Below are 25,290 nucleotides of genomic sequence, written 5' to 3'. Positions count from 1 at the left end.
CCAGCCTGGTCTCCGGCTTCGGAGGCGCGGGGGCGGAGTGGCTGGGCGGGCTCGGCGGACTGCGCAACACGGTCCGCCAGGAGCTCGTCGCACGCCAGCTCGACGAGCAGATAGCCGCCCGCTACCCGGTGGGGCAGCGGCTGCGGATACTCGACGTCGGCATGGGCCAGGGCACCCAGGCGCTGCGCCTGGCCCGGGCCGGGCACACCCTCACCGGCCTGGAGTCCGACCCGGAGATGCTGAAGGCCGCCCGGGAGGCGCTGGCGTCGGAGCCGGCGGGCATCCGGGAGCGGGTCCGGCTGATCGAGGGGGACGGCCGGGAGACCGGTGTGCACTTCCTGCCGGGCAGCTTCGACGTGGTGCTGTGCCACGGTGTGCTGATGTACGTGGAGGAGCCCGACGCCATGCTGGCGGGGCTCGCCCGGATGCTGGCGCCCGGCGGTCTGCTGTCGCTGCTCGTACGGAACGCGGACGCGCTGGCCATGCGGCCGGGGCTGGCCGGGGACTGGCCGGGCACGCTGGCGGCGTTCGAGTCGGACACCTACGTCAACCGGCTCGGGCTGCCGGTGCGGGCCGACCGGCTGGAGACGCTGACGGCGACGCTCGCCGGGATCGCGGCGCCGCTCCAGGCCTGGTACGGGGTGCGGGTCTTCACCGACAACGTGCCCAACGAGGAGGGGCTCCCCGCCGCGGAGGAGCTGGAGCGGCTGCTGGCCGCCGAGGACCGCGCGGGCCGCACCGATCCGTACCGCCGGGTGGCGGCGCTGCTGCACCTGTGCGGGGTGCGGGGCTGACGGACCGGGTGCCGGGGGCGACCGCCGGGGGGTGACCCGAGGGACCCCCTGGACGGGTGCGCAGCGGGCGCCGTACCGCCGGGGCGAAAGGGATACTCCGGACATGGATGCCCTTCGTGTGCTCGCGCCCCTGACGTCCGCGGTGTGCGCGGCCGCCCTGGTGGGCGGTTGCTCGGCCGGCCCGTCGTCGCCGGGCCCGGGGGCGACGGCCCGTGCGGCGGCACCCGCGGTGCCGGCGGCGGGGCGGGCCGCCGGGAGGACGGCCGGCAGGGCGGCCGAGCTCGAGGACGACTACCGCGACGCGATCAGGAACGTCCTCCCGTCGGTCGTGCAGATCGAGGCGCGGGACAGCCTCGGCTCCGGCGTCGTCTACGACGAGCAGGGCCACATCGTCACCAACGCCCACGTCGTCGGCGGGGAGCGGACGTTCAAGGTCACCGTGGCGACGGGTGAGGAGCCCATGACCGCCGAGCTGGTGTCCAGCTACCCGGAGCAGGACCTGGCCGTCATCAAACTGGCCCGGCGCCCCGCGGGGCTGAAGCCGGCGGCGTTCGGCGACTCGTCGAAGGTGGAGGTCGGCCAGATCGTCCTGGCCATGGGCTCGCCGCTGGGCCTGTCCGGCAGCGTCACCCAGGGCATCGTCTCGGCCACCGGACGGACCGTCAGCGAGAGCCGGTCGGCCGGCGGTACGGGCGCGACGATCGGCAACATGGTGCAGACGTCCGCCGCGATCAATCCGGGCAACAGCGGTGGCGCGCTGGTCAACCTGGACAGCGAGGTGATCGGCATCCCGACGCTCGCGGCGGCCGACCCGCAGCTCGGTGGCAGCGCGGCGCCGGGCATCGGGTTCGCGATCCCCGCGTCCATGGTGCGGACGGTCGTCGACCAGATCGTGAAGACCGGGCGGGTCACGGACTCGGGCCGGGCGGCCCTGAACATCACCGGCCGTACCGTCCTGACCGACGACTACCGGCCGGGCGGCGTCGCGATCGTCGAGGTGTCGCGGGGCGGGGCGGCGGCGGACGCGGGCCTCCGGGCGGGCGACATCATCACCCGGCTGAACAGCACTCCCATCACCACGATGACGTCCCTGCTGGAGGCCCTGGCCTCGGCGGAACCGGGCGACGAGGTGACGGTGACCTACACCCGCGGCGGCCGCCCGGCCACGGCCCGGGTCACCCTGGGCGAGATCTGACACCCGGCGCGGGCCCGGCGCGTCGGGTGCGGCGCCGGGCCGCCGCGCGGGCCCGGGGGCGGGCGCCCCGGAGGGCGGCCCGCCCTTTCAGGCAGTGGTCAGGACTCGGCCGCGGCGCGGAGGCTCATGCGGTAGATCTCCGTGCCGTCCTCGAAGAGCGTGACCTGTTCGGCGCCGCCGTCCAGGAGGTCCTTCCAGGTCTCGCCGATCCAGGACTCCGCGTCGCCCTGGGTGGTGAACTCCTCCGGCTCGACCGCCGGCCGGACCTCCGCGCCGTCGGGCCCCTCGAACCGCCACGTCCATGCCATGTGGACCTCCAGATGATCGGTTTCCTGCCCGCAGCGTAGCCGGGCGCGCACCCCGCGCGGGGACGCGGGAGGATCGTCCCGTGGAAGTGACACTGCTCGGTACCGGCGCCCCCGACGGCCTGCCCCGCCCCGACTGCCCCTGCGCGGCCTGCGCCACCGCCCGCGGCAGCCGGGCGCGTGCCGCCACGGCGCTGCTCGTGGACGGGGCGCTGCTGCTCGACCTGACGCCCGGTGCGGCGCTGGCCGCCGCCCGGGCGGGGCATTCGCTGACCGCCGTACGCCAGGTGCTGCTCACCCACCCGCACGACGGGCCCGCGCTGGAGTTGCCGCCCGGGCTGCCCGCGGCGGGGCGGGTGCCGGACGGGCGGGAGCTGACGCTGATCAGCGGGCACCGGGTGCGGGCCGTGCCGATGGACTCCCCCGGTACGGGGTACGAGGTGACGTCGCCCGAGGGGCTGCGGCTGCTGTACCTGCCGCCCGGGGGCGCCCCGGCCGGGTTCGCCGAGGCGGCGCGGCCGTACGACCTGGTGGTCGCCGACGTGGTCGCCCGGCCGGACGGGCCGGCCCGGCTGCGGGCCGCCGGGGGCGTGGGGCCGGCGACCGACGTGGTGGCGGCGCATCTGGACCACGACGTGCCGTCCGGCGGCGAGCTGGACCGGCGCCTGGCCGCGGCCGGGGCGCGGGCGGTGCCGGACGGGACGACGCTGGTCGTGGGCGAGTACCACGAGGTGCCCGACGTCCCCCGGCGCACGCTGGTCACGGGCGGGGCCCGGTCGGGCAAGTCGCTGGAGGCCGAGCGGCGCCTGGAGGCGTTTCCCGACGTGGTGTACGTGGCGACGAGCGGCAAGCGGGAGGGCGACACCGAGTGGGCGGCCCGGGTGACCGCCCACCGGGACCGGCGGCCGGGGTCGTGGCGTACGGAGGAGACGTGCGAACTGGCCCCGCTGCTGCGCGAGGACGGACCGCCGCTGCTGATCGACTGCCTGGCGCTGTGGCTGACCGACGCGATGGACCGGGCAGGGGCGTGGGACGACGGCGTCTGGGCCGCGACCGGGGAGCGGGAGGTGCGCGAGCGGGTGGCGGAGCTGGTCGCGGCGGTGCGCGGCACGCCCCGCACGGTGGTCGCGGTGACGAACGAGGTGGGCGCCGGCATCGTGCCCGCCGACGCGGGCAGCAGACGGTTCCGGGACGAGCTGGGGCGGCTGAACGCGGCGTTCGCCGACGAGTGCGAGCACGTGCTGCTGGTGGTCTCCGGGCAGGCCCTCGTGCTGCGGGGGTGACCGGTACTGTTCAGCGAATGAGCAGGCTGAATCTCGACGACTTCTCCGATCTGATCGAGCGCCCCGACAGCGGTACGCGGCGTGACGCCGAGGAACGCCGGGAGCGTCTCGTCGTACCGCCCGGGGCGCTCGGGCGTCTCGACGAGCTGGGCGAGTGGCTGTCGGCCGCGCAGGGGGCGGTGCCGGTGCGGCCCGTGGAGCGGCCGCGCGTGGTGCTGTTCGCCGGTGACCACGGAGTGGCCGGGCTGGACGTGTCCGGCCGGCCCGCGGGAAGCACGTACGAGCTGGTGCGCGCCGTGCTGGACGGGGCGAGCCCGGTGGCCGTGCTGGCACGGTGCACGGGCGTGCCGGTGCGCGTCGTGGACGCCGGGCTGGACTGCGACCCGGAGCTGCTGCCCGCCGATGTGGTGCGGCACCGGGTGCGGCGCGGCAGCGGCCGCATCGACGTCGAGGACGCCCTGACCCCCGAGGAGGCCGAGCGGGCCGTACGGCTCGGGATGGCGATCGCCGACGAGGAGGCCGACTCGGGCACCGATCTGGTCGTGCTCGGCGACCTCAGCGTGGGCGGCACGACCCCCGCCTCCACGCTGATCGCCGCCCTGTGCGGCACGGACGCCTCGGTGGTGACGGGGCGGGGCGGTGCGGGGATCGACGACCTGGCGTGGATGCGCAAGTGCGCGGCGATCCGTGACGCGCTGCGCCGCGCCCGGCCGGTGCTGGGCGACCAGTTGGAGCTGCTGGCGGCGGTCGGCGGGGCGGACCTGGCGGCGACGACCGGGTTCCTGTTGCAGAGCGCGGTGCGGCGGATGCCGGTGATCCTGGACGGTGTGGTGTCGGCGGCGTGCGCGCTGGTGGCGCAGCGTGCGGCGTTCCGGGCGCCGGACTGGTGGCTGGCGGGCCAGGTGAGCGGGGAGCCGGCTCAGTCGAAGGCGCTGGACCGGATGGCGCTCAACCCGCTGCTCGACCATGGCGTCACCGTAGGGGAAGGAACCGGGGCATTGCTGGCACTTCCCCTCGTACGGGCGGCGGCGGCCTTCGCGGCCGAGCTGCCCGAGAAGGACCGGGCGGAAAAGGACCACGCGGAGGACGCGGCGGGCGCGGCGGGCGCGGCGGATCTGCCGGAGCGGGATCTGCCGCGCGAGGACTGAGGCGCACCCCGGTGCGGCCGCCCCCACCGGCCCGGCGGGGGCGGCCGCACCGGTGGCCCGCCATGTCATGCGATGCCCCATATGATCGCGTTTCATGGGAGAGGTCCGGTTGTCCGCGTCCACCGATCACCCCGCCGCGGCACCCGGCGGCACCGCCCGCTCACGGCGCTCCGCAGCCTTCGCCGTCTGGTACCTGCGGGCCGTCACGTTCGTCAACCTCCTCGGCGCCGTCTGGGTCTCCTTCGGCCAGGACCTGCGGCGCCACAACTCGGACGACTACTTCACCCCGTACCTGCTGACCGCCGGCTTCGCCTCCGGCGCCTTCACGCTCTTCCTGGCGATCACCATGCGCCGGCGCAAGCGCGCCGCGTGGATCCTCAACCTGGTCCTCAGCGGCCTGTTCCTGCTGCTCTTCGCCGTCGCCATGGCGTTCCCCGAGATCCGCGGGCACGGGCAGAACTGGGTCTCCCTGGTCCTGACCGCCGCGTTCGTGCTGGCGCTGGTGCTGGGCCGCCGCGAGTTCTACGCCAAGGGCGACCGCTCCAATCCGTGGCTGGCCACGGTGGTGGCCGTGGGCGGACTGCTCGTCACCTCGCTGCTCGCCGCCCTGCTCGTCACCGCGACCGACACCACCGCCTCGACCTTCCTCGAACGGTGGCGCTACGGCGTCCTGCGCTCGGTCACCCTCGCCACCGACACCGCCCCCGACATCGTGACGCCCGGCTGGGTCGACGTCGTCATCAACATCCTGTCCACGCTGCTGCTGGTCTCGGTGCTGTACGCCGCCTTCCGCTCCCGCCGGGCCGTCGACCCGCTGGACGAAGGGGACGAGGCGGACCTGCGGGCGCTGCTGGAACGGCACGGGGAGCGCGACTCCCTCGGCTACTTCGCGCTCCGCCGCGAGAAGAGCGTGGTGTGGTCGCCCAGCCGCAAGGCGGCCGTCGCCTACCGCGTCGTCAGCGGCGTCTCGCTCGCCTCCGGCGACCCCATCGGCGACCCGGAGGCCTGGCCGGGGGCGATCGGACCGTGGCTGGCCGAGGCGCGGGAGCACGGCTGGATCCCGGCCGTGATGGGTGCCGGCGAGGAGGCGGGCACCGTCTACGCCCGGCACGGCCTGGACGCCCTGGAACTGGGCGACGAGGCGATCGTGGAGACGGCCGAGTTCACCCTGGACGGGCGGGCGATGCGGACCGTCCGGCAGGCGTACAACCGGGTACGGCGGGCCGGGTACCAGGTGCGGATCCGCCGCCACGAGGACATCCCGCCCGCGGAGATGGCCGCCCTGCTGGAGCTGGCCGACGACTGGCGCGACGGCGCCACCGAGCGGGGCTTCTCGATGGCGCTGGGGCGGCTGGGCGACCCGGCCGACGGGCGCTGCGTGATGCTGGAGTGCGCCGACGCCGACGGCGTGGCCCGCGCCCTGCTGTCCTTCGTGCCGTGGGGGCCCCGGGGCCTGTCGCTGGACCTCATGCGGCGGGACCGGAACGCCGAGAACGGCCTGGTGGAGTTCATGGTCATCGAACTCCTCCAGCGCGCCGGAGAGATCGGGATCACGCAGGTCTCGCTCAACTTCGCGATGTTCAGGTCGGTCTTCGAACGTGGCGCGAAGCTCGGGGCGGGCCCCGTGCTGCGACTGTGGCGCTCCCTGCTGAGCTTCTTCTCCCGCTGGTGGCAGATCGAGTCGCTGTACCGCGCCAACGCCAAGTACCGACCGATCTGGGAGCCGCGATTCATGCTCTTCGAGAAGAGTTCCGACCTGCTGCGCATCGGGCTGGCCGCAGGCCGCGCGGAGGGGTTCCTGGAGGCTCCCGGCCTGCCCAAGTGGATGCACCGGCACCTGGAAGGCCGACGGCGTTGAGACGGTTCGCCCGCCGCGAGTGGGGGCCGCTGTACGCGGCCGTGCGCACGGCCCTGGTGACCCGGTCGTGGCGGGCGGTCGCCATGACGCTGGGGGCGGTGTGCCTGACGGCCGTCTTCCAGATCGTGCAGAACCAGTCCTGGGGGTACGGGTTCGTCCAGCGAATAGGTTCCGTACGGGCCGAGGACCCGCTGCTGCCGGCGCTGCTGCGCACCCCCCTGTCGCTGTTCGTCCCGGCGCTCGACCTGCCGGTGTGGGGCGCGCTGGCGCAGGTGCTGGTGGTGTTCGGGCTGGCCGAGACGTGTCTGGGCCGGCGGCGGACGCTGCTGATCGCGTACGCGGCGACACTGGCCGGGACCATGTACGCCCGGCTGGGCATCGCGCTCGGCCCGGACAGCCCGCTGGGGCTGCCCGCCGAGGACGCACGGGTCGTGGACACCGGTCCCTCGGCGGCGGTCGTGGGGCTCGCGGTGTTCCTGTGCTGGCGTCACCGGGCCTGGGTGACGGGCGGTGCGGTGATCGCGGCGATGGTGGTCGAGGTGCTGGTCAAGTGCAACCTGGCGGGCAAGGAGCACCTGGCGGCGATCGCGGCGGTGCTGGTGGTCTGCGCGGTGGGGTCGTGGCGTCAGCGCCGGCCGGGCGGGGGCGGGCCCCCGGCGGGGGGTTCCGGCGGCGGGTCGTCGGCCGGTGGACCGCCGGCCGCCGGGCGGTCGCCGGACCGGTGGCCGTCCGGCGGAGGGTCCTTCACCGATGCGCCGGACGACGGGGGGACGTCCACCGAGGCGCCGGACGGCGGGGGAACGGCGTCCGGCTGGCGGCGCGAGGGCAGTACGCGGTCGGGGGCGCCCGCGATCAGGTCCTGGAACCGGCGCCTGGCGCTGTCCCAGCGCCGGTCGTGGTGGAAGGCCCGCAGCCCCGCCTTCGCCCGGGCCCTGGGCCGGTTGCGGTAGAAGCGGCGGGCCCACAGGGAGCCGGGCCGGGCCAGGCGCAGTGCCCCGAAGACGGCGACCGGCGACAGGAACAGGCCGAGGATCGCCATCCTGAACTTGCCCTTGAACAGGGCGATGAGCACGAACAGGAAGTTCAGGACGAGGGTGAGGATGAAACTGCCCCGGCCCTGCCGCTCCTGCGGGCTGACCTCGTCGACGCCGAACGGCGAGAAGCCGGCGAGGACCAGCAGGAGCAGCGCCGTGGTGAGGACCACGACCTCCACGCTCTGGCGGCCCTGCTCGGTCCAGTAGACGTCGTCGAGGTGGAGGATCAGCGCGAACTCGTCGAGGACGAGTCCCGCGCCCATCCCCAGGAGCACCGCGAAGACGATGGCCCCGGCCTCGTGCCGCCCCACCGCGACCACGCCGAAACCACCGATCAGGGTGAGCACGATGCCGGGCACCACGTGGTGGATGTGCAGCCCGCCGGGCCGGACGTTGCGGAAGGGGCCCTTCCCCGCCCGGATCAGCCGGGTGACGGTCCGGGTGATCAGGAAGGTCAGCACGAAGGACGCCAGGGCGACCAGCAGCGGGAGCTTCCCCGGCTCGACGATGTTGCGGTAGAACCAGTGCCCCATGCCACCCGCTCCAGATTCCGGCGTCCTACCGACTACCCTGCGCGCGGTGACCACTTCCCGCACCCGTAGCCGCGGCCGTACGAGCGTCGACGGCATACGTTTCGCCTTCGGCACCCTCACCGTGCTGCCCGTCCGGGTGACCCGCTGGGACCGGGAGGCCGCCCGCGCCGGGATGCTGTGGGCCCCGTTCGCCGGACTGGTGGTGGGCGCCGCGGCGGCGGCGGCCGGGGGCCTGACCGGGCTGGCCGGCGGGGGGCCGCTGCTCGCCGCGGTGGCGTGTGCCGCCGTGCCCGCCGTCCTGACCCGGGGCCTGCACCTGGACGGGCTGGCCGACACCGCGGACGGGCTGGGCAGCGGCAAGCCAGCCGAGGACGCGCTGCGGATCATGAAGCAGTCGGACATCGGGCCGTTCGGGGTCATCACCCTGCTGTTCGTGCTCCTCGCCCAGGTCGCCGCGCTCCACGAGCTGTACGCGGACCGGGGCTGGGCGCAGGGCACGGCGGGCGCGGTCGTCGCCGGCACGGTCGCCCGCCTGGCGCTCACCCTCGCCTCCCGCGCCGGCGTCCCGGCGGCCCGGCCCGAGGGGCTGGGCGCGGTCGTGGCGGGCACCGTCCCGGCGCGCGCCGCACTGGCCGTGGCCCTGCTGGTCCTGGCCGCGGCGGCCGGGGCGGGCGCGGCGCTGGACGGCCCGTACGGGGTGCTGCGTCATGTCGTGGCGGCGGCGGGGGCCCTGGCGGCGGCCCAATGGCTGCTGGGCCGCTGCGTGCGCCGCTTCGGCGGGGTGACCGGTGATGTCTTCGGCGCGGTGGAGGAAACCGCGGCCACGGCGACGCTGGTCGTCCTGACCTTCGGCGCATTCGGCTGAACCGGCGTTTGAAGTACCTCGAAGCCCGGTAGACGGCGGAAGAAGGAACGAAGGAGATCGATCAGCATGTCTACCGGCACCGTGAAGTGGTTCAACCCCGAGAAGGGCTTCGGTTTCATCGAGCAGGACGGCGGCGGACCCGATGTGTTCGTCCACTACTCGGCGATCAACGCCTCCGGGTACCGTGAGCTCCAGGAGGGCCAGAAGGTCCAGTTCGACGTGACCCAGGGGCCCAAGGGTCCGCAGGCGGAGAACGTCAGCCCCGCCTAGGGACACGGCCTAGGGCCGTCAGCAGGGTTTCCGCCAGGCGCCCAGGTCGTACCGTTTCAGCATCGAGCTCAGCCGCAGCCGCTCGGCCTCCGGGCAGAACGCGTGCGTCGGAAGCTCGTACTCCACGTGGAACACGGCCTTGTCCGCCTCGATGAACGGGCTGAGCGCCGGGCACTCGTCGTGCTCGGCGCACTGCTCGTTGACCGCGAAGTCGAAGTCGTCCAGGAGCTGGGGGATCTGGTCCAGGTCGTTCTTCAGGCCCACCGCGAGGCCGCGGTCGTGCGCGAGGCGGGCGACGAGGCGGTTGTAGCGGAGCTGGTCGGCGGCCGTGAGGGGGAAGCCGGTGCGGTTGGCGTAGCCGTCCATGTTGTCGGGCTCGACCGCGTCGAAGCCCTTGTCCCGGCACATGTCCAGGCGGTCGGCCATCAGCGGTTCGAGGACGTCGGTGGCGCGGATGTCGAGCCATCTCTCGCCCTCCCAGCCGTTGCCCTTCCCGAGCACCGCCCGGGGGAACTTCCCGGCGTCGGGACGCCAGTCCTCCCACGCGCCGGTCGACAGGTAGCAGATCACCTTGCGGCCGCGCCGGTGCAGGTCGGCGACGGTGGACTCCGGGTGGTCGAAGCCGTCGATGTCGTACACCGGCACGTCCACCGACATGTCCAGGCGTCCGCTGAGCTGCCACTGCCAGGGCTGGCCGGGCGTGGGCCGCCAGCGCCCGGCGCGCGGCGGGCCGGGCTCGTCGTCGGAGGTGGAGGTGCAGCCGGCCGTCAGCAGCAGCAGGGCGGCGATGAGGAGCGGTACGCGGCGTTTCACGGGCACTCCAGGGCGTGGGGGAGCGTTCCCCACGGATGTGCCCCGGAGCCGGGGACCGCGCACTTCACCCGGGTGGAGAGGCGTGCACTCGCCGGGGCCGCGTACACCAGGTGGCAGAAGTGCTCCGCCACCGGCAGGTCCAGCTCCCGGTAGGTGTCCCACGGGCCCTCGAACGTGACGAGCAGGTCGGCCAGTTCGGCGTACGAGGGGTGGGGCTGGGCGCCGTGGTTGAGGACGACGGTGGCGGCGCCCGCCGCGCGGGCGGCCACGCCCAGGCGCCGGTAGTGCGGCACGGCCCCGGGGTCGGTGGGCACCTGGTCGAGGAAGGCGCCGTCGGCGCCGTACCAGTCGCGGTGGCGGACCAGGTCGGTGAGGACGTCGGCGTGCGGCCGGCGGCCGTAGTCGGTGTCGGTGTAGCCGAGGACGCACACGCCGGCTGCCCGCAGCCGGTCCGCGACCGTGACGAACGCCGGGTCGGGCGCCGTGCCGGCGCCGCTCGCCGGGTTGAGCACCACGCCGTACAGCAGCGGGGCGGCGGCGATCAGGGCGTCCCACTCCGCGGGGCGTACGGCGGGATGCTCGTAGTAGGGCACCAGCAGGTCCACGTACGTTTCCTTCTGTTTCTACGTGCGGTGTGCGGTCGCCCGCCCCAGCAGGACGGCCCCCAGGACGGCCAGTACCACGGCGGCCACCCCGGCGACTCCCGCGCCGATCAGGTCCGGGTCCCCCGTGCCGGTCGCCAGTGCCACCGTCTGCGCGGCGGTCGCCGCCCCGCAGACCACCGAGGCGCTGAGCACCGCCCCGAACGACTGGAGCAGCAGGGCGGCCCACAGCACCGTACCGATCAGCAGCAGCGAGGCGAGCCGGATGCCGCCGATGTCGGGGGCGCCCGGCCACAGCAGGGAGCCGGTCACGGCGAGGGCCAGCAGCACCGCCAGGTAGACGGTGAGGCACAGCGCCAGCGTGGTGGCCGTGGCCCGGCGGAAGGCGCCGGTGCTGGTGGAGGCCCGCAGCCCGGCGAGGCTCTCGCTGCGGAACCGGTGCAGCAGCCATTCGGCGGGCCCCATGGACAGGGTGAGCGCCACGGCGGTGGGCGCGGCCACGCCCGCCGCCGCGCCCCCGCCCAGCACGTCACCGATCGCGGCGTACAGGACGAGCCCGCCGGTGCCCAGCCCGAACAGGCCGTACGGCACGGAGGCGGCGAGCCGCGGCCCGGCCACCCCGCGCCGCTCCCGCCCCGGGTCCCGGGCCGGCCCCGGCTCCCGCTCCGGCGACCCCGGGCCCCGCTCCCCCGTGGGCGCCGGCCCGGGGAGCAGGGCACGTCCGGCGAGGGCGACCGCCAGGGCCAGGGAGGTGCCGAGCAGGGCCGCCCGGGCCGGGCCCGGGAGGCCGAGCCAGTAGGCGGCGGGCGTGCCGGCGATCAGCGGGGCCAGCGCGCCCAGCAGGGCCTTCTCCCCGTCCAGCACCAGCAGGACGGTCGCGGCGGCCAGGTACACCGCCTGGCCGGCGGCGAAGGCGGCGCCGCCCCACTCCCCCGGTCCGGCCGCCGCCGCGAAGGCCACCAGGGCCCCGAGGAGGGCGCCGGCCGGGGCGCCGAGGAGCAGGGTGCGCATGGCGGCCCGGCGGTCGCCGAGGCCGAGCCAGGAGTGGGCGCGGTGGGACAGGGCCTGGTTCCACACCCAGCCGGTGACCGCCCCGGCGAGCAGCGGGACGGTGCCGGTGGGCAGGCCGTGGACCCCGGTGGGGCCGGCCAGGAGCGGGGCGCCGAGCACATAGGCCAGGCCGGGGAGGGCGAAGACCAGGCCGCGCAGGAGGCAGCCGCCGAGGCCGGTGTGCCAGGGGTCGGCGGGTGGTCCTTCCGGCTCGGGGTACCGCCGCTCCACGCGCGCGTAGAGGTCCTCGGCGAGGGCGAAGGAGTCCTCCCGGCCGTAGGTGAGGCGTATGTGGTCGTCGGACATCCCGTCGGATTCGAGGACGGCCGCTATCTCGTCGGGGTGGACGGCGGCCGCTATCACGTCCTCCAGCCGGGTGGTGAGCTCGTCGACGGGGTCGGCGGCCGCCCAGCTCGGCCGGGGCCGGGGCCGGGGCACGGCGGGCAGGGTGTCCAGTCCGGCGGACTCCGGCTTCAGCCACAGGGAACCGCTCATCAGGCCGCCTCCTCGGTCAGGAGGTCGTCCTCGGCGCCGAGGTCGCGCCAGGGGTCGGTGATGCGGAGCTGGAGGGTCCAGTCGCGGGTGTCGTCGGCCGCCGGCCGTGGCTCGGGGTGCCCGGCCAGTTCCCGGTAGATGCGGCGGAAGCCGTCGACGGAGCGGCGGAGGGTGAACTGGTCGACGACCCGCTGCCGGGCCCGCCGCCCCAGTTCCGCGCGGCGCGCGTCGTCGCGCAGCAGGGTGAGGACGGCCTCGGCCATCACCGCGGGCTCGCGGGGCGGGACGACCAGCCCGGTGTCGCCGACCGCTTCCCGTACCCCGCCCACGTCGGTGGAGACGGTGGCCCGGCCGCAGGACATGGCTTCGATGAGCGAGAAGGGGAACCCCTCGCTGATGGAGGAGAGCATCACCAGGCTGCCCGCCGCGTAGGCGCTCGCCACGTCGTCGACGCGGCCCTCGTAGGTGATGCCGTCGGTGACGCCCCGTTCGGCGGCGAGCTTCTCCAGCCGCGTCCGGTAGTCCTCGTTGCCGGCCGGGACGGGGCCGAACAACCGCAGCCGCAGCTCCGGGAGTTCGGCGCGGGCGATGGCGTACGCCCTGATGAGCGTCTCCAGGTCCTTGATGGGGTCGACACGGCCGCACCAGCTCAGGGTGGGGACGTCCGGTTCGGGTCCGGCGAGGGGGAAGGCGTGCGGGTCGACGCCGTTGTAGACGGTGCGGATGCGGTCGCTGGGGGCGCCGCCCCGCTCCTCCCAGCGGCGGTTGTACTGGTTGCAGGGGGTGATGAGGTCGGCCTTGCGGTAGCCGAGGGTGTTGAGTTCCCGGTAGAAGCCGAGCATCAGCGCCTTGACGGGCCAGCGCTGGGCGGCACTGCGGTAGCCGAGGTAGCGCTCGCGCAGGTAGATGCCGTGCTCGGTGAGGAGGAAGGGCACGCCGTCGAAGTGCTGGGCGGCGAGCGCGGGGAGGGTGGCCAGGCCGCTGGAGACGGCGTGGGCGACGCTGTCGTCGGGGACGCGGGCGGCGAGCGGGCGCAGCGCGTGTTCGAGGAGGTCGGTGGCGGTCAGGGCGTCGTGGACGGTGGGGCGGGCGGCCGCGGTCTTGAGGTGCGGCATCGTCCAGATCCACATCAGCGAGCGGATTACGGACTCGGACCGGAGGGCCGCCGAGAGCCTGCCGCGCCGGGCCAGCGCGGCCAGGGCGTACAGGCCTTCGGCGAAGTCGCAGCCGGCCGACGGGTCGAGCACCGACAGCAGGAAGCGTTCCCAGGTGTCGGTGAAGCGGCGCCGGTCCCGGCCGATCAGGGGCCGGCCGCGCCCCTGGGCCGGGCCCCACAGCGGGAACGAGGTGTGGCGGTAGAGGTTGGCCGGCAGCTCCCAGGTGACCGGCTCGCGGCCGCTGCCGGTCAGGGCCAGGACGTGGAAGTCGACCTCGGGCATGCCCCGGACGAGCTGGTCGCACCAGGTGCTGACGCCCCCGTGGACGTGCGGGTAGGTGCCTTCGGTGAGCATGGTGACATGGCGGCCGCTGCGCGGCATCGGTGATCCCCCCGGATGTGAAGTGGTACTGGCGTCGGGCGTCAGGCGGTCGGCAGCGTGAGGGTGACCGCGGACTGGAGCGCCTCGGGCGCGGTCCAGGCCGACCGGGCGCCGGCGTAGGGGGTGCCGAACGCCGCCGTGCCGAGGAGCAGGTTCTTGCGGGTTCCCTCGGGGGCGGTGACGGGGGCGGTCACTCCGGCCGGGGCCTTGACGGTGACGGTGTTCCCGATGCGGTACGCGGTGACCTTCCCGGCCGCGAGGGCCTGGTCCCAGGCCGCGCGGCGGGAGAGTTCCGTACCGGCGTCGCGGTGGCGGGGGTTGACGATCGGGGTGTTGTCGGCGAACAGGGCGCGGTAGTCGGTGAGGATCCGGTCCAGGACCGGGTAGAGGATGCGGTCCTCGGCGAGGTTGGACTGGTGCACGTAGTGCGGGCGGGGGTCGTTGGCGATGACGTGGCCCAGCGCGATGCGGGCCTCCTGCGGGACGATGTACGAGGCGTACCCGGTGGTCACGTCGAGCGGCTCGTCGAGGCAGGTGGAGGCGGGGTTGGTCTCGCAGACGCCGCTGCCGCCGTCCTCCCTGGAGGCGTAGATCCAGTTGTACTCGTCGGCCATCTCGGCGGCGGTGCCGACGTTGTAGTACACGTTCATCGGGTGGCGCGGGACGGTCTTCGCGGCGCCGACGGGACGCTGCTGGGGCTCGCGGGAGTTGTCGCTGGCGATCCACTTGACGCCGGTGTCGGCGAGGGCGCCGGCCAGGTTGGGGTTGTCGGCGGGCTGCTGCGGCAGCGTCTTGAGGCCGGAGTGCTCGCCGGTGACGAGTTCGGTGCGGTCGAGGGCGATGCCGCGGTTGACGGCCCAGGTGTGGTTGTCGCGGATCTGGGCGGCGATCTCGGCCCGGCTCATGTACCGGGTGTTGCCGTACGCGTCCTTGGCGCAGGTCCAGGGGACGGTGGAGGTGTCCTGGACGCAGCCGAGGAAGGGGTGCGTGTAGGTGTGGTTGACCCAGCGGTACTGGGCGCGGTCGGCGACGAGCTGGGCGGCGAGCGGGTCGGTGCCGCCGTTCTCGGTCTTCCACTCCTCGCCGGCTCCGGCGTTGTAGACCATGTCGAGGGTGAAGCCGGAGGAGCGCTGCCACTGGGCGGCGTACTGGGCGTCGGCCGCGGTCATCCGGATGGGCGTGGTGCCCTCGCCGTCGCCGCCGACGCAGTCGAAGTCGCCGGGCGTGCAGTTGCGGGCGGTGTCCCAGCGGGCGTCGGGGGCGAAGACGTCGTCGATGTGGACGGACAGGTAGTTGCGGTTCCGGCCGAGGTGGACGCCTCCGGTCAGCCACTCCACGATGCCGCGGGCCAGGGCGCGGAACTGCCGCTGGTGCTGGTTGTAGGCGAAGGTGACGACCAGCTCGCGCCGGCCGTCGTGGGCGTACTGGCCGATGAGGCTGGCCCGCCCGCCGTCGTCGGTGGGGACGTCGAGGTAGCTGGTGTAGCCCTCGCGGGGCCGGCCGGCGTACCCGTAACTCTCGGCGACGTCCGGGGCGTTGTCCTCGAAGGCGAGCGGTCCGTCGAGGTACCGGAACGGGCCGGCCTTGCCGGCGGCGGTCACGTCGGTGCGGACGCCGTCGAGGACGCCGGAGCGGCCGCCCTCGCTGGTGTAGTCGAGGCCGACGCCGGGGTGGGACCAGGTGTAGGCGTCGACCTGGGGCACGTCGAACTTCTGCTCGTACGCGCCGAGGGCGGTCCGTTCGGCCTCCGACAGGCCGGTCGGCGCCTCGTCGGGCAGGACGACGCCCTGGTACTTGGCGCGGGGCCGGCCGTCGACCGTGTCGGCCAGGAACGCCGCGTCGATGACGGGGCGGGCGGAGTCGGAGAGGCGGACGGTGCGGTACGGGACCCCGGAACCCTTGAGTTCGGAAGTGATCGCCCCCACGGCGCCGCCGCCGTCGTCCACCACGAGCACCGTCAGGTCGATGCGCGGCGCCGGTTCGGCCGCGGACGCGGTCCCGGCCGGGACGGCCGTCGCGAGCAGCGCGGTGACCAGCAGCGTCGCGGCCGGCAGCGAGCCCGCCGCTCTCGCGCCACGGCGTCGGAAAGTATGCATATGTGTTCCCCCCTCGTGAGGTCCTCCGGGCGCGCGGGCGCCGGGAGGATCTGTGGAGATGATGCAAAGGGGTACGTTGCTCCCTTGCACGATTGCAGGGAGTGTGACGCAGCTCTCAGCGGTTGACGCGGCAAACGTCGGAGAGACGCCACGGATGAGTGAATTGCCGTCGCCGTGAGGGAAACCGGACAGCACGCGTAGGCTCGTTCACGGTCTCTCCGGGCGGGACTTACGATGCGGCAGGACCCGGTCGTCCCATCCCTCGACCGCCTCAGAACTCAACGGAAGCGAGATTTCACCACCGTGACTGCTCTCACTCTCAGCACCGCCGGCGCGGCGACCCTGCGCGCCGATGTTCTCGTCGTCGGCGTCGCCAAGAGCCCGAAGGGCGGCAAGGGGCTCGTTGCCGCTCCGGGCGCCGAGGCCGTGGACAAGGCGTTCGACGGGAAGCTCGCCACCGTCCTGGAGACCCTCGGCGCCTCGGGCTCCGAGGGCGAGGTGACCAAGCTCCCCTCGCCGTCCGGGCTGAAGGCCCCGGTCGTCCTGGTGGTGGGGCTCGGCGCGGCTCCGGAGAAGGACGAGACGTACGACGCCGAGGCGCTGCGCCGTGCCGCCGGTTCCGCCGCCCGCGCGCTGGCCGGCACGAAGAAGGCCGCGTTCGCCCTGCCGGTCGAGGCCGTCGAGGACGCGGAGGCGATCGCGGAGGGCGCGCTGCTGGGCGCGTACGCGTTCACGGCCTACCAGGAGCGGGGCAAGGACGCCAAGGGCCCGCTCGCCGAGGTGGTCCTGCTGGGCGCCAAGCCGCGCGACAAGGCGTACAAGGCCGGGGTCGAGCGCGCCGTCGCGCTGGCCGAGGAGATCAACCGCGCCCGTGACCTGGTCAACACCCCGCCGAACGATCTGTACCCCGAGTCCTTCGCCGCCATCGCCACCGCGGCCGGCAAGGAGCACGGCATCAAGGTGCAGGTCCTGGACGAGAAGGCTCTCGTCAAGGGCGGGTACGGCGGCATCCTGGGCGTCGGCCAGGGCTCGGAGAACGGCCCGCGCCTGGTGAAGCTGGCGTACACGCACCCCAAGGCGGACAAGACGCTCGCCCTGGTCGGCAAGGGGATCACCTACGACTCGGGCGGCATCTCGCTGAAGCCGGCCGGCCACAACGAGACGATGAAGTGCGACATGAGCGGCGCGGCCGCGGTGTTCGCCGCCGTCGTCACCGCCGCCCGTCTGGGCCTGGAGGTGAACGTCACCGGCTGGCTGGCGCTCGCCGAGAACATGCCGTCCGGTTCCGCGGTCCGCCCCGGTGACGTGCTGCGCATGTACAGCGGCAAGACCGTCGAGGTCCTGAACACCGACGCCGAGGGCCGCCTGGTCCTGGCGGACGCCCTGACCCGCGCCTCGGAGGAGAACCCGGACGCGATCGTCGACGTGGCGACCCTGACCGGCGCGATGGTGCTGGCGCTGGGCAACCGCACGTTCGGCATCATGGCGAACGACGACGCCTTCCGTACCGCGATCCACGAGATCGCGGAGGAGGTCGGCGAGGCGTCCTGGCCGATGCCGCTCCCGGCCGACCTGCGCAAGGGCATGGACTCCCCCACCGCCGACATCGCCAACATGGGCGAGCGGATGGGCGGCGGCCTGGTGGCCGGCCTGTTCCTCAAGGAGTTCGTCGGCGAGGGCATCACCTGGGCCCACCTGGACATCGCCGGCCCCGCCTTCAACGAGGGCGGCCCCTTCGGCTACACCCCGAAGGGCGGTACGGGCTCGGCGGTCCGCACCCTGGTGAAGCTCGCGGAGCGCACCGCCGCGGGCGACCTCGGCTGACACCCGCGTGACCAGCGGCCCCGGGCGGACCCCCGCCCGGGGCCGCCGCACGTCCGGCGAGTGAGGCGAAGGGGCGCGGCGGGTGCCGAGAGGGAGAACGCGCGGAGGCCCCGAGGAACGAGGGGTCGAGCACGATCGACCGTCGGCGCACGCTTGAGCGCCCCGGAGCCGAACCGAGCCGGATGAGGGGGGCGAGTGAGGCGAAGGGGCGCGGTGGGTGCCGAAAGGGAGAACGCGCGGAGGCCCCGAGGAACGAGGGGTCGAGCACGATCGACCGTCGGCGCACGCTTGAGCGCCCCGGGGCCGAACCGAGCCCCGGAAAGAACAGCCCCGCGTCCCGGTCTCCGGCAACAAGTGCGAAGATGGGTTCTCGGCAGGACAGGGCCCCCACCACAGGGCCGAAGAAACAGCGGCCGAACACCAGCCGCCGCCCGGTCGTGGACGACCGGCGACCGGCGCACATGCATGGAGGACGTGACGTGGCGAACGACGCCAGCACCGTTTTCGACCTAGTGATCCTCGGCGGTGGCAGTGGCGGGTACGCCGCGGCCCTGCGGGGTGCGCAGCTGGGCCTGGACGTCGCACTGATCGAGAAGAACAAGCTCGGCGGCACCTGCCTGCACAACGGCTGCATTCCCACCAAGGCGCTGCTCCACGCCGGTGAGATCGCGGACCAGGCCCGCGAGGCGGACCAGTTCGGTGTCCTGGCCTCCTTCGAGGGCATCGACATCAAGGCCGTCCACAAGTACAAGGACGACGTGATCGCCGGCCTGTACAAGGGCCTCCAGGGTCTCGTCGCCTCCCGCAAGGTGACGTACATCGAGGGTGAGGGCCGGCTGTCCTCCCCGACCTCCGTCGACGTGAACGGCCGGCGGGTCGAGGGCCGGCACGTCCTCCTCGCCACCGGTTCCGTGCCGAAGTCGCTCCCGGGTCTGGAGATCGACGGCAACCGCATCATCTCCTCGGACCACGCGCTGACGCTGGACCGGGTCCCGGAGTCCGCGATCATCCTGGGCGGCGGCGTCATCGGCGTCGAGTTCGCCTCGGCGTGGAAGTCCTTCGGCACCGACGTCACGATCATCGAGGGCCTGAAGCACCTCGTGCCGGTCGAGGACGAGAACAGCTCGAAGCTCCTCGAGCGTGCCTTCCGCAAGCGCGGCATCAAGTTCAACCTCGGTACGTTCTTCCAGAGCGCCGAGTACACCGACAACGGCGTCAAGGTCACCCTGGCGGACGGCAAGACCTTCGAGGCCGAGGTGCTGCTCGTCGCCATCGGCCGCGGCCCGGTCTCGGCCGGTCTGGGGTACGAGGAGCAGGGCGTAGCGATGGACCGCGGCTACGTCCTGGTCGACGAGTACATGCGCACCAACGTGCCGACCGTCTCGGCCGTGGGCGACCTGGTCCCGACGCTCCAGCTCGCGCACGTCGGCTTCGCCGAGGGCATCCTGGTGGCGGAGCGTCTGGCCGGTCTGAAGACCGTTCCGATCGACTACGACGGCGTGCCGCGGGTGACGTACTGCCACCCCGAGGTCGCCTCCGTGGGCATCACCGAGGCGAAGGCCAAGGAGATCTACGGCGCGGACAAGGTCGTCGCCCTGAAGTACAACCTCGCGGGCAACGGCAAGAGCAAGATCCTCAAGACCGCCGGCGAGATCAAGCTGGTGCAGGTCAAGGACGGTGCCGTGGTCGGCGTCCACATGGTCGGTGACCGCATGGGCGAGCAGGTCGGCGAAGCGCAGCTGATCTACAACTGGGAGGCGCTGCCGGCCGAGGTCGCGCAGCTCATCCACGCCCACCCGACGCAGAACGAGGCGCTCGGCGAGGCCCACCTGGCGCTGGCCGGCAAGCCCCTCCACTCCCACGACTGACGCCTTCAGTCCGGGCGCGACGACCACTTTCCGCAATTCGTTAGGAGCAACCGAAACCATGTCGGTTTCCGTAACCCTGCCGGCGCTCGGCGAGAGCGTCACCGAGGGCACTGTCACCCGCTGGCTGAAGGCCGAGGGCGAGCGCGTCGAGGCCGACGAGCCGCTGCTGGAGGTGTCGACCGACAAGGTCGACACCGAGATCCCCGCTCCGGCCTCCGGTGTCCTGGCCTCCATCAAGGTGGCCGAGGACGAGACCGTCGAGGTCGGCGCCGAGCTGGCCGTCATCGACGACGGCTCGGGTGCCCCGGCCGCCGAGGCCGCCCCCGCCGCCGAGGCCGCTCCGGCCCCGGCGCAGGAGGCTCCGGCGCAGGAGGCCCCGGCCCCGCAGGCCGCCCCGTCCACCGAGGCCGAGGCTCCCGCCCCCGCCCCGACCGCCGAGGCCGCCGCCGGCGGTGGTTCGGCCGAGGGCACCGACGTCGTGCTGCCCGCGCTGGGCGAGTCGGTCACCGAGGGCACCGTCACCCGCTGGCTGAAGGAGGTCGGCGAGGAGGTCACGGAGGACGAGCCGCTGCTCGAGGTCTCCACGGACAAGGTCGACACCGAGATCCCGGCCCCGGCTTCCGGTGTGCTGCTGGAGATCGTGGTCGGCGAGGACGAGACCGCCGAGGTCGGCGCCAAGCTGGCCGTCATCGGCGCTCCGGGTGCGGCTCCGGCCGCCGCCCAGGCCCCGGCCGCCCCGGCTCCCGCCGCCCAGGCCCCGGCCGCCCCGGCTCCCGCCGCCGAGGCCCCGGCTCCGGCCGCGGCTCCGGCTCCGGCCGCCCCCGCCGCTCCGGCCGCCCCCGCCGCTCCGGCGCCCGCCCCGGCTCCGGCGCAGCCCGCGCCCGCCGCCCAGGCCCCGGCTCCGGCCGCCCCGGCTCCGGCCGCCGCTCCGGCCGCTCCCGTCACCCCCGCCCCCGCCGCCGCACAGCCGGCGGAGGACGGCGCGTACGTGACGCCGCTGGTCCGCAAGCTCGCGGCCGAGAACGGTGTCGACCTGGCGTCCGTCAAGGGCACCGGCGTCGGCGGCCGTATCCGCAAGCAGGACGTCGTCGCCGCCGCCGAGGCCGCGAAGGCCGCCGCCGCTGCCCCGGCTCCCGCCGCGGCCGCCCCGGCCGCCGCCAAGGCCCCGGCCCTGGAGACGTCCCCGCTGCGCGGCCAGACGGTCAAGATGACCCGGATGCGCAAGGTCATCGGCGAGAACATGATGAAGGCGCTGCACTCGCAGGCCCAGCTGACCTCGGTCCTCGAGGTCGACATCACCAAGCTGATGAAGCTGCGCAACCGCGCGAAGGACGCGTTCGCCGCCCGTGAGGGCGTCAAGCTGTCCCCGATGCCGTTCTTCGTGAAGGCGGCGGCCCAGGCGCTGAAGGCCCACCCGGTCATCAACGCCCGGATCAACGAGGACGAGGGCACGATCACGTACTTCGACTCGGAGAACATCGGCATCGCCGTGGACGCCGAGAAGGGCCTGATGACCCCGGTCATCAAGGGCGCGGGCGACCTGAACATCGCCGGCATCGCCAAGAAGACCGCGGAGCTGGCCGGCAAGGCCCGTGGCGGCGGCCTCACCCCGGACGACATGTCCGGCGCCACCTTCACGATCAGCAACACCGGCTCGCGCGGCGCGCTGTTCGACACGGTCATCGTGCCGCCGAACCAGGTCGCCATCCTGGGCATCGGTGCCACCGTCAAGCGCCCGGTGGTCATCAACCACCCGGACCTGGGCGAGACCATCGCGGTCCGCGACATGACGTACCTGTCGCTCTCCTACGACCACCGTCTGGTGGACGGCGCCGACGCGGCCCGTTACCTGACGGCCGTCAAGGCGATCCTGGAGGCGGGCGAGTTCGAGGTCGACCTCGGCCTGTAGTCCCCAGCAGCAGGGCGTACGACGGCGGCGCCCCCGGTCCGGAGTTCCTTCGGGCCGGGGGCGCCGCTGTCGTGTCCACGGCACCCGGGCGTGACCGGTGTCTCCCGCCCGGGGCCGCCGTACGGGCTGACCGGGCGGAATAATGGCCAGCGACCGCCGCAGCAGCGAAGGAGCACCCATGACCCCGCCCGTCGTCCACTCGCTGCGCGAGCAGATCCGCGAGCACATCGTGGAGGGCATCGTCAGCGGCCGCTGGAAGCCGGGCGAGCGGATCGTGGAGCGGCGGATCGCGACCGAGCTGGCGGTCAGCCAGACGCCCGTGCGGGAGGCCCTGCGCGAGCTGGAGAGCCTCCGGCTCATCGAGTCGGCGCCCAACAAGGGCGTGCGGGTGCGCAACCTCACCGCGGCCGACCTGGAGGAGAGCTACCCGGTGCGGGCCGGTCTGGAGCAGATCGCCGCGGAGCTGGCGGCCGACCGGCTGGGCGAGGACTGCTCGGCCCTGGAGCCCCATGTGGCGGCCCTCTACGAGGCGGACGCGCGGGCCGACGGCACGGCCCAGGTGCGCCACACGGTGGGCTTCCACCGGGAGCTGGTGCGGGCCGCCCACAACGGGGTGCTGCTGCACACCTGGGAGGGGCTGGGCATCGAGGTCTTCACGGCCCTGTCGATCCGCTGGCTCGGCACCGTACAGAAGTCGTACGCGGAGGAGCACGAGGAGCTCGTCCAGGCCTTCCGCCGCCGGGACCCCGCGATCGGCGTCCTGGTGAAGGAGCACGTCCTCGGCTGCGCCCCGCGCGCCTGAGCAGGCCCCCCGCTCATCGGTCGGAACGCGCGCTCATCCGCTGCTCCCACCTGCGAAAACCTGCGAAAACAAGGCACCGGGTGCCCATTTTCGTGGCACCGAATGCCGACTTTGGGCCTGGGGCGAACATTTTTCCCCGAACACTTTGATCGATCATCGATCACGGTCGTACAGTCGTCCGCGGACTTCAACAGAGGTCCCCTCGCCCTGTCCTGCCAAGACCAAGGGCTCCCCACCCCTTCGACTCCGGAAGGCGGCGACTATGACCGACCCCACCCGCATCCAGCCGAGCGAGCTCGACCAGCTGCCGGACCGCGACCCCGAGGAGACCGCCGAGTGGCAGGCGTCCCTCGACGCCGTCGCCCAGGCCGCCGGGCCGCACCGCGCCGCGTACCTGATGCGGCGCACCCTGGAGCGCGCCGAGGGCGCCGGTCTCGCGCTGCCCAAGCTGCTCGAAACCGACTACGTCAACACCATCCCCACCGCCGCCGAGGCCGGCTACGGCTTCGACGGCGACGAGGCGATGGAGGCGCGGATCACGGCCTGGAACCGCTGGAACGCGGCCGCCATGGTCTCCCGGGGTTCCAAGTACGGCGTCGGCGGCCACATCGCCACCTTCGCCTCCGCCGCCTGGCTCTACGAGACGGGCTTCAACCACTTCTTCCGGGGCAAGGAGCAGGACGGCTCCGGCGACCAGCTCTACATCCAGGGCCACGCCTCGCCCGGCATCTACGCCCGCGCCTTCCTCGACGGACGCCTGAACGCCCAGCACCTGGACAACTTCCGCCAGGAGTCCGGCGGCAACGGCCTGCCCTCCTACCCGCACCCGCGGCGCCTGCCCTGGCTGTGGGAGTTCCCGACGGTGTCCATGGGCCTCGGCCCGCTGTCGGCGATCTACCAGGCGCGGTTCAACCGCTACCTGACCAACCGCAACATCAAGGACGTCTCGAACTCCCACGTCTGGGCGTTCCTCGGCGACGGCGAGATGGACGAGCCCGAGTCGACGGCGGCCCTCGCGCTCGCCGCCCGTGAGGAGCTCGACAACCTCACCTTCGTCATCAACTGCAACCTCCAGCGGCTGGACGGCCCGGTCCGCGCCAACTTCAAGATCGTGCAGGAGCTGGAGGCCCAGTTCCGCGGCGCCGGCTGGAACGTCGTGAAGTCGCTGTGGGGCAACGCCTGGGACGAGCTGTTCCAGCTCGACACCACGGGCGCGCTGGTCCGCCGGCTGCGCGAGGTGCCGGACGCGCAGATCCAGACGTACCAGACCCGCGACGCCGCCTACATCCGCGAGGACTTCTTCGGCAAGGACCCCGCCCTCGTCGAGATGGCGAAGCTGCTGTCCGACGACAAGATCATCGAGTGCTTCCAGTACTCCCGCGGCGGCCACGAGCCCCGCAAGGTCTTCGCGGCGTACAAGGCCGCCCTGGAGCACAAGGGCGCCCCGACGGTGATCCTCGCCCAGACGGTGAAGGGCTTCACCCTCGGCAAGGGCTTCGAGTCCAAGAACGCCAACCACCAGATGAAGAAGCTCTCGGTGGACGAGTTCAAGGACATGCGGGACCTGCTGGGCCTGCCGATCCCGGACTCCGCCTTCGCCGACGGCCAGGTGCCCTACGGCCACCCCGGCGCCGGCTCCCCCGAGGTGCGCTACCTCCAGGAGCGCCGCGCCGCCCTCGGCGGCCCCGCCCCGGCGCGCCGCACGCACGCCCTGGAGCCGCTGCCGGCGCCGGCCGACAAGACCTTCACCGCCTTCGACAAGGGCTCCGGCCAGCAGTCGGTCGCCACGACCATGGCCTTCGTCCGCCTGATGAAGGACCTGATCCGCGACAAGCAGACCGGTAGGCGCTGGGTGCCGATCGTCCCGGACGAGGCCCGCACCTTCGGCATGGAGTCGCTGTTCCCGTCGCTCGGCATCTACTCGCCGAAGGGCCAGACGTACGAGCCGGTCGACCGCGACCAGCTCATGTACTACCGCGAGGCCAAGGACGGCCAGATCCTCAACGAGGGCATCACCGAGGCCGGCTCGATGGCCGACTTCATCGCCGCCGCCACCGCGTACTCCACGCACGGCGAGCAGATGATCCCGTTCTACATCTTCTACTCGATGTTCGGCTGGCAGCGCACGGCCGACCAGATGTGGCAGCTCGGCGACCAGCTCGGCCGCGGCTTCCTCGTCGGCGCCACCGCCGGCCGCACCACGCTGACCGGTGAGGGCCTCCAGCACGCCGACGGTCACTCCCCCGTCATCGCGGCGACCAACCCGGCGGCGCTGACGTACGACCCGGCGTTCGCGTACGAGGTCGCGGTGATCGTCAAGGACGGCCTGCGCCGGATGTACGGCGAGACGGCCCCCGGCGAGGACCCGAACGTCTTCTACTACCTGACCGTCTACAACGAGCCGATGCCGCAGCCGGCCAAGCCCGAGGGCGTGGACGAGGGCATCCTCAAGGGCCTGTACCGCTTCAAGGAGGGCACGCCGGTCACGGCCGACGCCCCGCGCCTCCAGCTGCTGTCCTCCGGCACGGCGATCCACTGGGCGCTGAAGGCCCAGGAGATGCTGGCCGCCGACTGGGGCGTGACCGCCGACGTATGGTCGGCGACCTCGTGGACCGAGCTGCGGCGCGACGCGCTGGAGGCCGACGCGGCGCTGCTGCGCGGCGAGGAGCGGGTGCCGTACGTACGCCAGGCGCTGGCCGACGCCCAGGGCCCGGTGCTGGCGGTCAGCGACTACATGCGCCAGGTGCCGGACCAGATCGCGCAGTGGGTCGAGCAGGACTACAGCTCGCTCGGCGCGGACGGCTTCGGCCTGTCGGACACCCGGGAGGCGGCCCGCCGCCACTTCGGCGTGGACGCCGAGTCGATCGTGGTGGCCGCGCTGGCGCAGCTCGCCAAGCGCGGGGAGGTCCCGGTCTCCCAGGTGAAGGACGCCCGCGAGCGCTACGGCCTGTAGGAGCCGCGCTTCCAGGGGCCCCCGCTACGGCGGGGGCCTCTTGCATGATGGGGCC

The 25,290-nt window shown here is 73.5% G+C and carries 18 protein-coding genes and 2 pseudogenes; 13 read left to right on the top strand and 7 right to left on the bottom strand.

Going from position 1 to position 25,290, the window contains the following annotated elements; genetic code table 11:
• The first annotated feature begins 41 nt into the window (after positions 1 to 41).
• Together ACZ7LK_RS03765 and ACZ7LK_RS03760 are read left to right on the top strand one after the other, a co-directional pair.
• Positions 42 to 794, top strand: coding sequence for a class I SAM-dependent methyltransferase (locus ACZ7LK_RS03765; RefSeq protein ID WP_471138620.1), 753 nt, complete (start codon positions 42 to 44; stop codon positions 792 to 794).
• 103 nt (positions 795 to 897) lie between these two features.
• On the top strand, positions 898 to 1,989 hold the full coding sequence (locus tag ACZ7LK_RS03760) for a S1C family serine protease (protein ID WP_471138231.1): 1,092 nt from the start codon (positions 898 to 900) through the stop codon (positions 1,987 to 1,989).
• 98 nt (positions 1,990 to 2,087) lie between these two features.
• On the opposite strand, the gene ACZ7LK_RS03755 is transcribed toward ACZ7LK_RS03760, so the two are convergent.
• Positions 2,088 to 2,297, bottom strand: coding sequence for a hypothetical protein (locus tag ACZ7LK_RS03755; protein ID WP_392276092.1), 210 nt, complete (start codon positions 2,295 to 2,297; stop codon positions 2,088 to 2,090).
• Positions 2,298 to 2,377: 80 nt separating this feature from the next.
• Between ACZ7LK_RS03755 and ACZ7LK_RS03750 the strand changes: the two genes are divergently transcribed.
• The 4 genes and pseudogenes from ACZ7LK_RS03750 to ACZ7LK_RS03735 all read left to right on the top strand — a co-directional run.
• Complete coding sequence (locus ACZ7LK_RS03750; protein WP_392276091.1) at positions 2,378 to 3,577, top strand: bifunctional adenosylcobinamide kinase/adenosylcobinamide-phosphate guanylyltransferase; 1,200 nt, start codon at positions 2,378 to 2,380, stop codon at positions 3,575 to 3,577.
• Between the two features lie 17 nt (positions 3,578 to 3,594).
• Positions 3,595 to 4,725 (top strand): nicotinate-nucleotide--dimethylbenzimidazole phosphoribosyltransferase, encoded by a 1,131-nt coding sequence (gene cobT, locus ACZ7LK_RS03745; protein ID WP_471138229.1) that lies wholly within the window; start codon positions 3,595 to 3,597, stop codon positions 4,723 to 4,725.
• Positions 4,726 to 4,819: 94 nt separating this feature from the next.
• Entirely contained in the window at positions 4,820 to 6,583 is a 1,764-nt protein-coding gene (locus ACZ7LK_RS03740) for a phosphatidylglycerol lysyltransferase domain-containing protein (RefSeq protein WP_471138227.1), read from the top strand.
• A pseudogene (locus tag ACZ7LK_RS03735) lies at positions 6,580 to 7,278 on the top strand (hypothetical protein); the annotation flags it as partial. The gene ACZ7LK_RS03740 and the pseudogene ACZ7LK_RS03735, both read left to right, overlap by 4 nt.
• A gap of 128 nt (positions 7,279 to 7,406) precedes the next feature.
• Here ACZ7LK_RS03735 and ACZ7LK_RS03730 read toward each other — a convergent pair.
• Positions 7,407 to 8,150, bottom strand: a pseudogene (locus ACZ7LK_RS03730) (hypothetical protein); the annotation flags it as partial.
• 37 nt (positions 8,151 to 8,187) lie between these two features.
• On the opposite strand from ACZ7LK_RS03730, the gene ACZ7LK_RS03725 reads away from it, so the two are divergent.
• Complete coding sequence (locus ACZ7LK_RS03725; RefSeq protein WP_471138618.1) at positions 8,188 to 9,015, top strand: adenosylcobinamide-GDP ribazoletransferase; 828 nt, start codon at positions 8,188 to 8,190, stop codon at positions 9,013 to 9,015.
• Positions 9,016 to 9,081: 66 nt separating this feature from the next.
• Positions 9,082 to 9,285 (top strand): cold-shock protein, encoded by a 204-nt coding sequence (locus ACZ7LK_RS03720; RefSeq protein WP_392276088.1) that lies wholly within the window; start codon positions 9,082 to 9,084, stop codon positions 9,283 to 9,285.
• An 18-nt stretch (positions 9,286 to 9,303) separates the two neighbouring features.
• Here the strand turns inward: ACZ7LK_RS03720 and ACZ7LK_RS03715 are convergent, their stop codons facing one another.
• From ACZ7LK_RS03715 to ACZ7LK_RS03695, 5 genes are read right to left on the bottom strand one after another with little or no spacing between them, the layout of a single operon-like run.
• On the bottom strand, positions 9,304 to 10,098 hold the full coding sequence (locus ACZ7LK_RS03715) for an endo alpha-1,4 polygalactosaminidase (RefSeq protein WP_469464925.1): 795 nt from the start codon (positions 10,096 to 10,098) through the stop codon (positions 9,304 to 9,306).
• Complete coding sequence (locus tag ACZ7LK_RS03710) at positions 10,095 to 10,703, bottom strand: spherulation-specific family 4 protein (protein WP_392276086.1); 609 nt, start codon at positions 10,701 to 10,703, stop codon at positions 10,095 to 10,097. The genes ACZ7LK_RS03715 and ACZ7LK_RS03710 overlap by 4 nt, the downstream gene beginning before the upstream one ends.
• A gap of 18 nt (positions 10,704 to 10,721) precedes the next feature.
• Complete coding sequence (locus ACZ7LK_RS03705; RefSeq protein WP_471138224.1) at positions 10,722 to 12,245, bottom strand: hypothetical protein; 1,524 nt, start codon at positions 12,243 to 12,245, stop codon at positions 10,722 to 10,724.
• The gene (gene pelF, locus ACZ7LK_RS03700; RefSeq protein ID WP_471138222.1) at positions 12,245 to 13,783 is read right to left on the bottom strand and encodes a GT4 family glycosyltransferase PelF; all 1,539 of its coding nucleotides are present in this window, start codon (positions 13,781 to 13,783) and stop codon (positions 12,245 to 12,247) included. Before pelF ends, ACZ7LK_RS03705 begins: the two co-directional genes overlap by 1 nt.
• 41 nt (positions 13,784 to 13,824) lie before the next feature.
• Positions 13,825 to 15,879 (bottom strand): hypothetical protein, encoded by a 2,055-nt coding sequence (locus tag ACZ7LK_RS03695; protein ID WP_471138220.1) that lies wholly within the window; start codon positions 15,877 to 15,879, stop codon positions 13,825 to 13,827.
• 303 nt (positions 15,880 to 16,182) lie between these two features.
• Between ACZ7LK_RS03695 and ACZ7LK_RS03690 the strand changes: the two genes are divergently transcribed.
• The 5 genes from ACZ7LK_RS03690 (at position 16,183) to aceE (ending at position 25,235) form a co-directional block, all read left to right on the top strand.
• Positions 16,183 to 17,703, top strand: coding sequence for a leucyl aminopeptidase (locus ACZ7LK_RS03690; protein WP_392276082.1), 1,521 nt, complete (start codon positions 16,183 to 16,185; stop codon positions 17,701 to 17,703).
• Between the two features lie 479 nt (positions 17,704 to 18,182).
• Entirely contained in the window at positions 18,183 to 19,571 is a 1,389-nt protein-coding gene (gene lpdA / locus ACZ7LK_RS03685; protein WP_392276081.1) for a dihydrolipoyl dehydrogenase, read from the top strand.
• 58 nt (positions 19,572 to 19,629) lie between these two features.
• Complete coding sequence (gene sucB / locus ACZ7LK_RS03680) at positions 19,630 to 21,480, top strand: 2-oxoglutarate dehydrogenase, E2 component, dihydrolipoamide succinyltransferase (protein WP_471138217.1); 1,851 nt, start codon at positions 19,630 to 19,632, stop codon at positions 21,478 to 21,480.
• A 178-nt stretch (positions 21,481 to 21,658) separates the two neighbouring features.
• On the top strand, positions 21,659 to 22,282 hold the full coding sequence (locus ACZ7LK_RS03675; protein WP_392276079.1) for a GntR family transcriptional regulator: 624 nt from the start codon (positions 21,659 to 21,661) through the stop codon (positions 22,280 to 22,282).
• Positions 22,283 to 22,544: 262 nt separating this feature from the next.
• Positions 22,545 to 25,235 carry a pyruvate dehydrogenase (acetyl-transferring), homodimeric type gene (aceE, locus tag ACZ7LK_RS03670; protein WP_471138215.1) on the top strand — a complete coding sequence of 897 codons (2,691 nt, stop codon included), beginning with the start codon at positions 22,545 to 22,547 and terminating at the stop codon, positions 25,233 to 25,235.
• Positions 25,236 to 25,290: the final 55 nt, after the last annotated feature.

Source organism: Streptomyces sp. NPDC039423, from assembly GCF_055598725.1.
The sequence above is the reverse complement of the archived record's forward strand: the minus strand, read 5'-3'. Positions and strand labels throughout refer to the sequence as shown.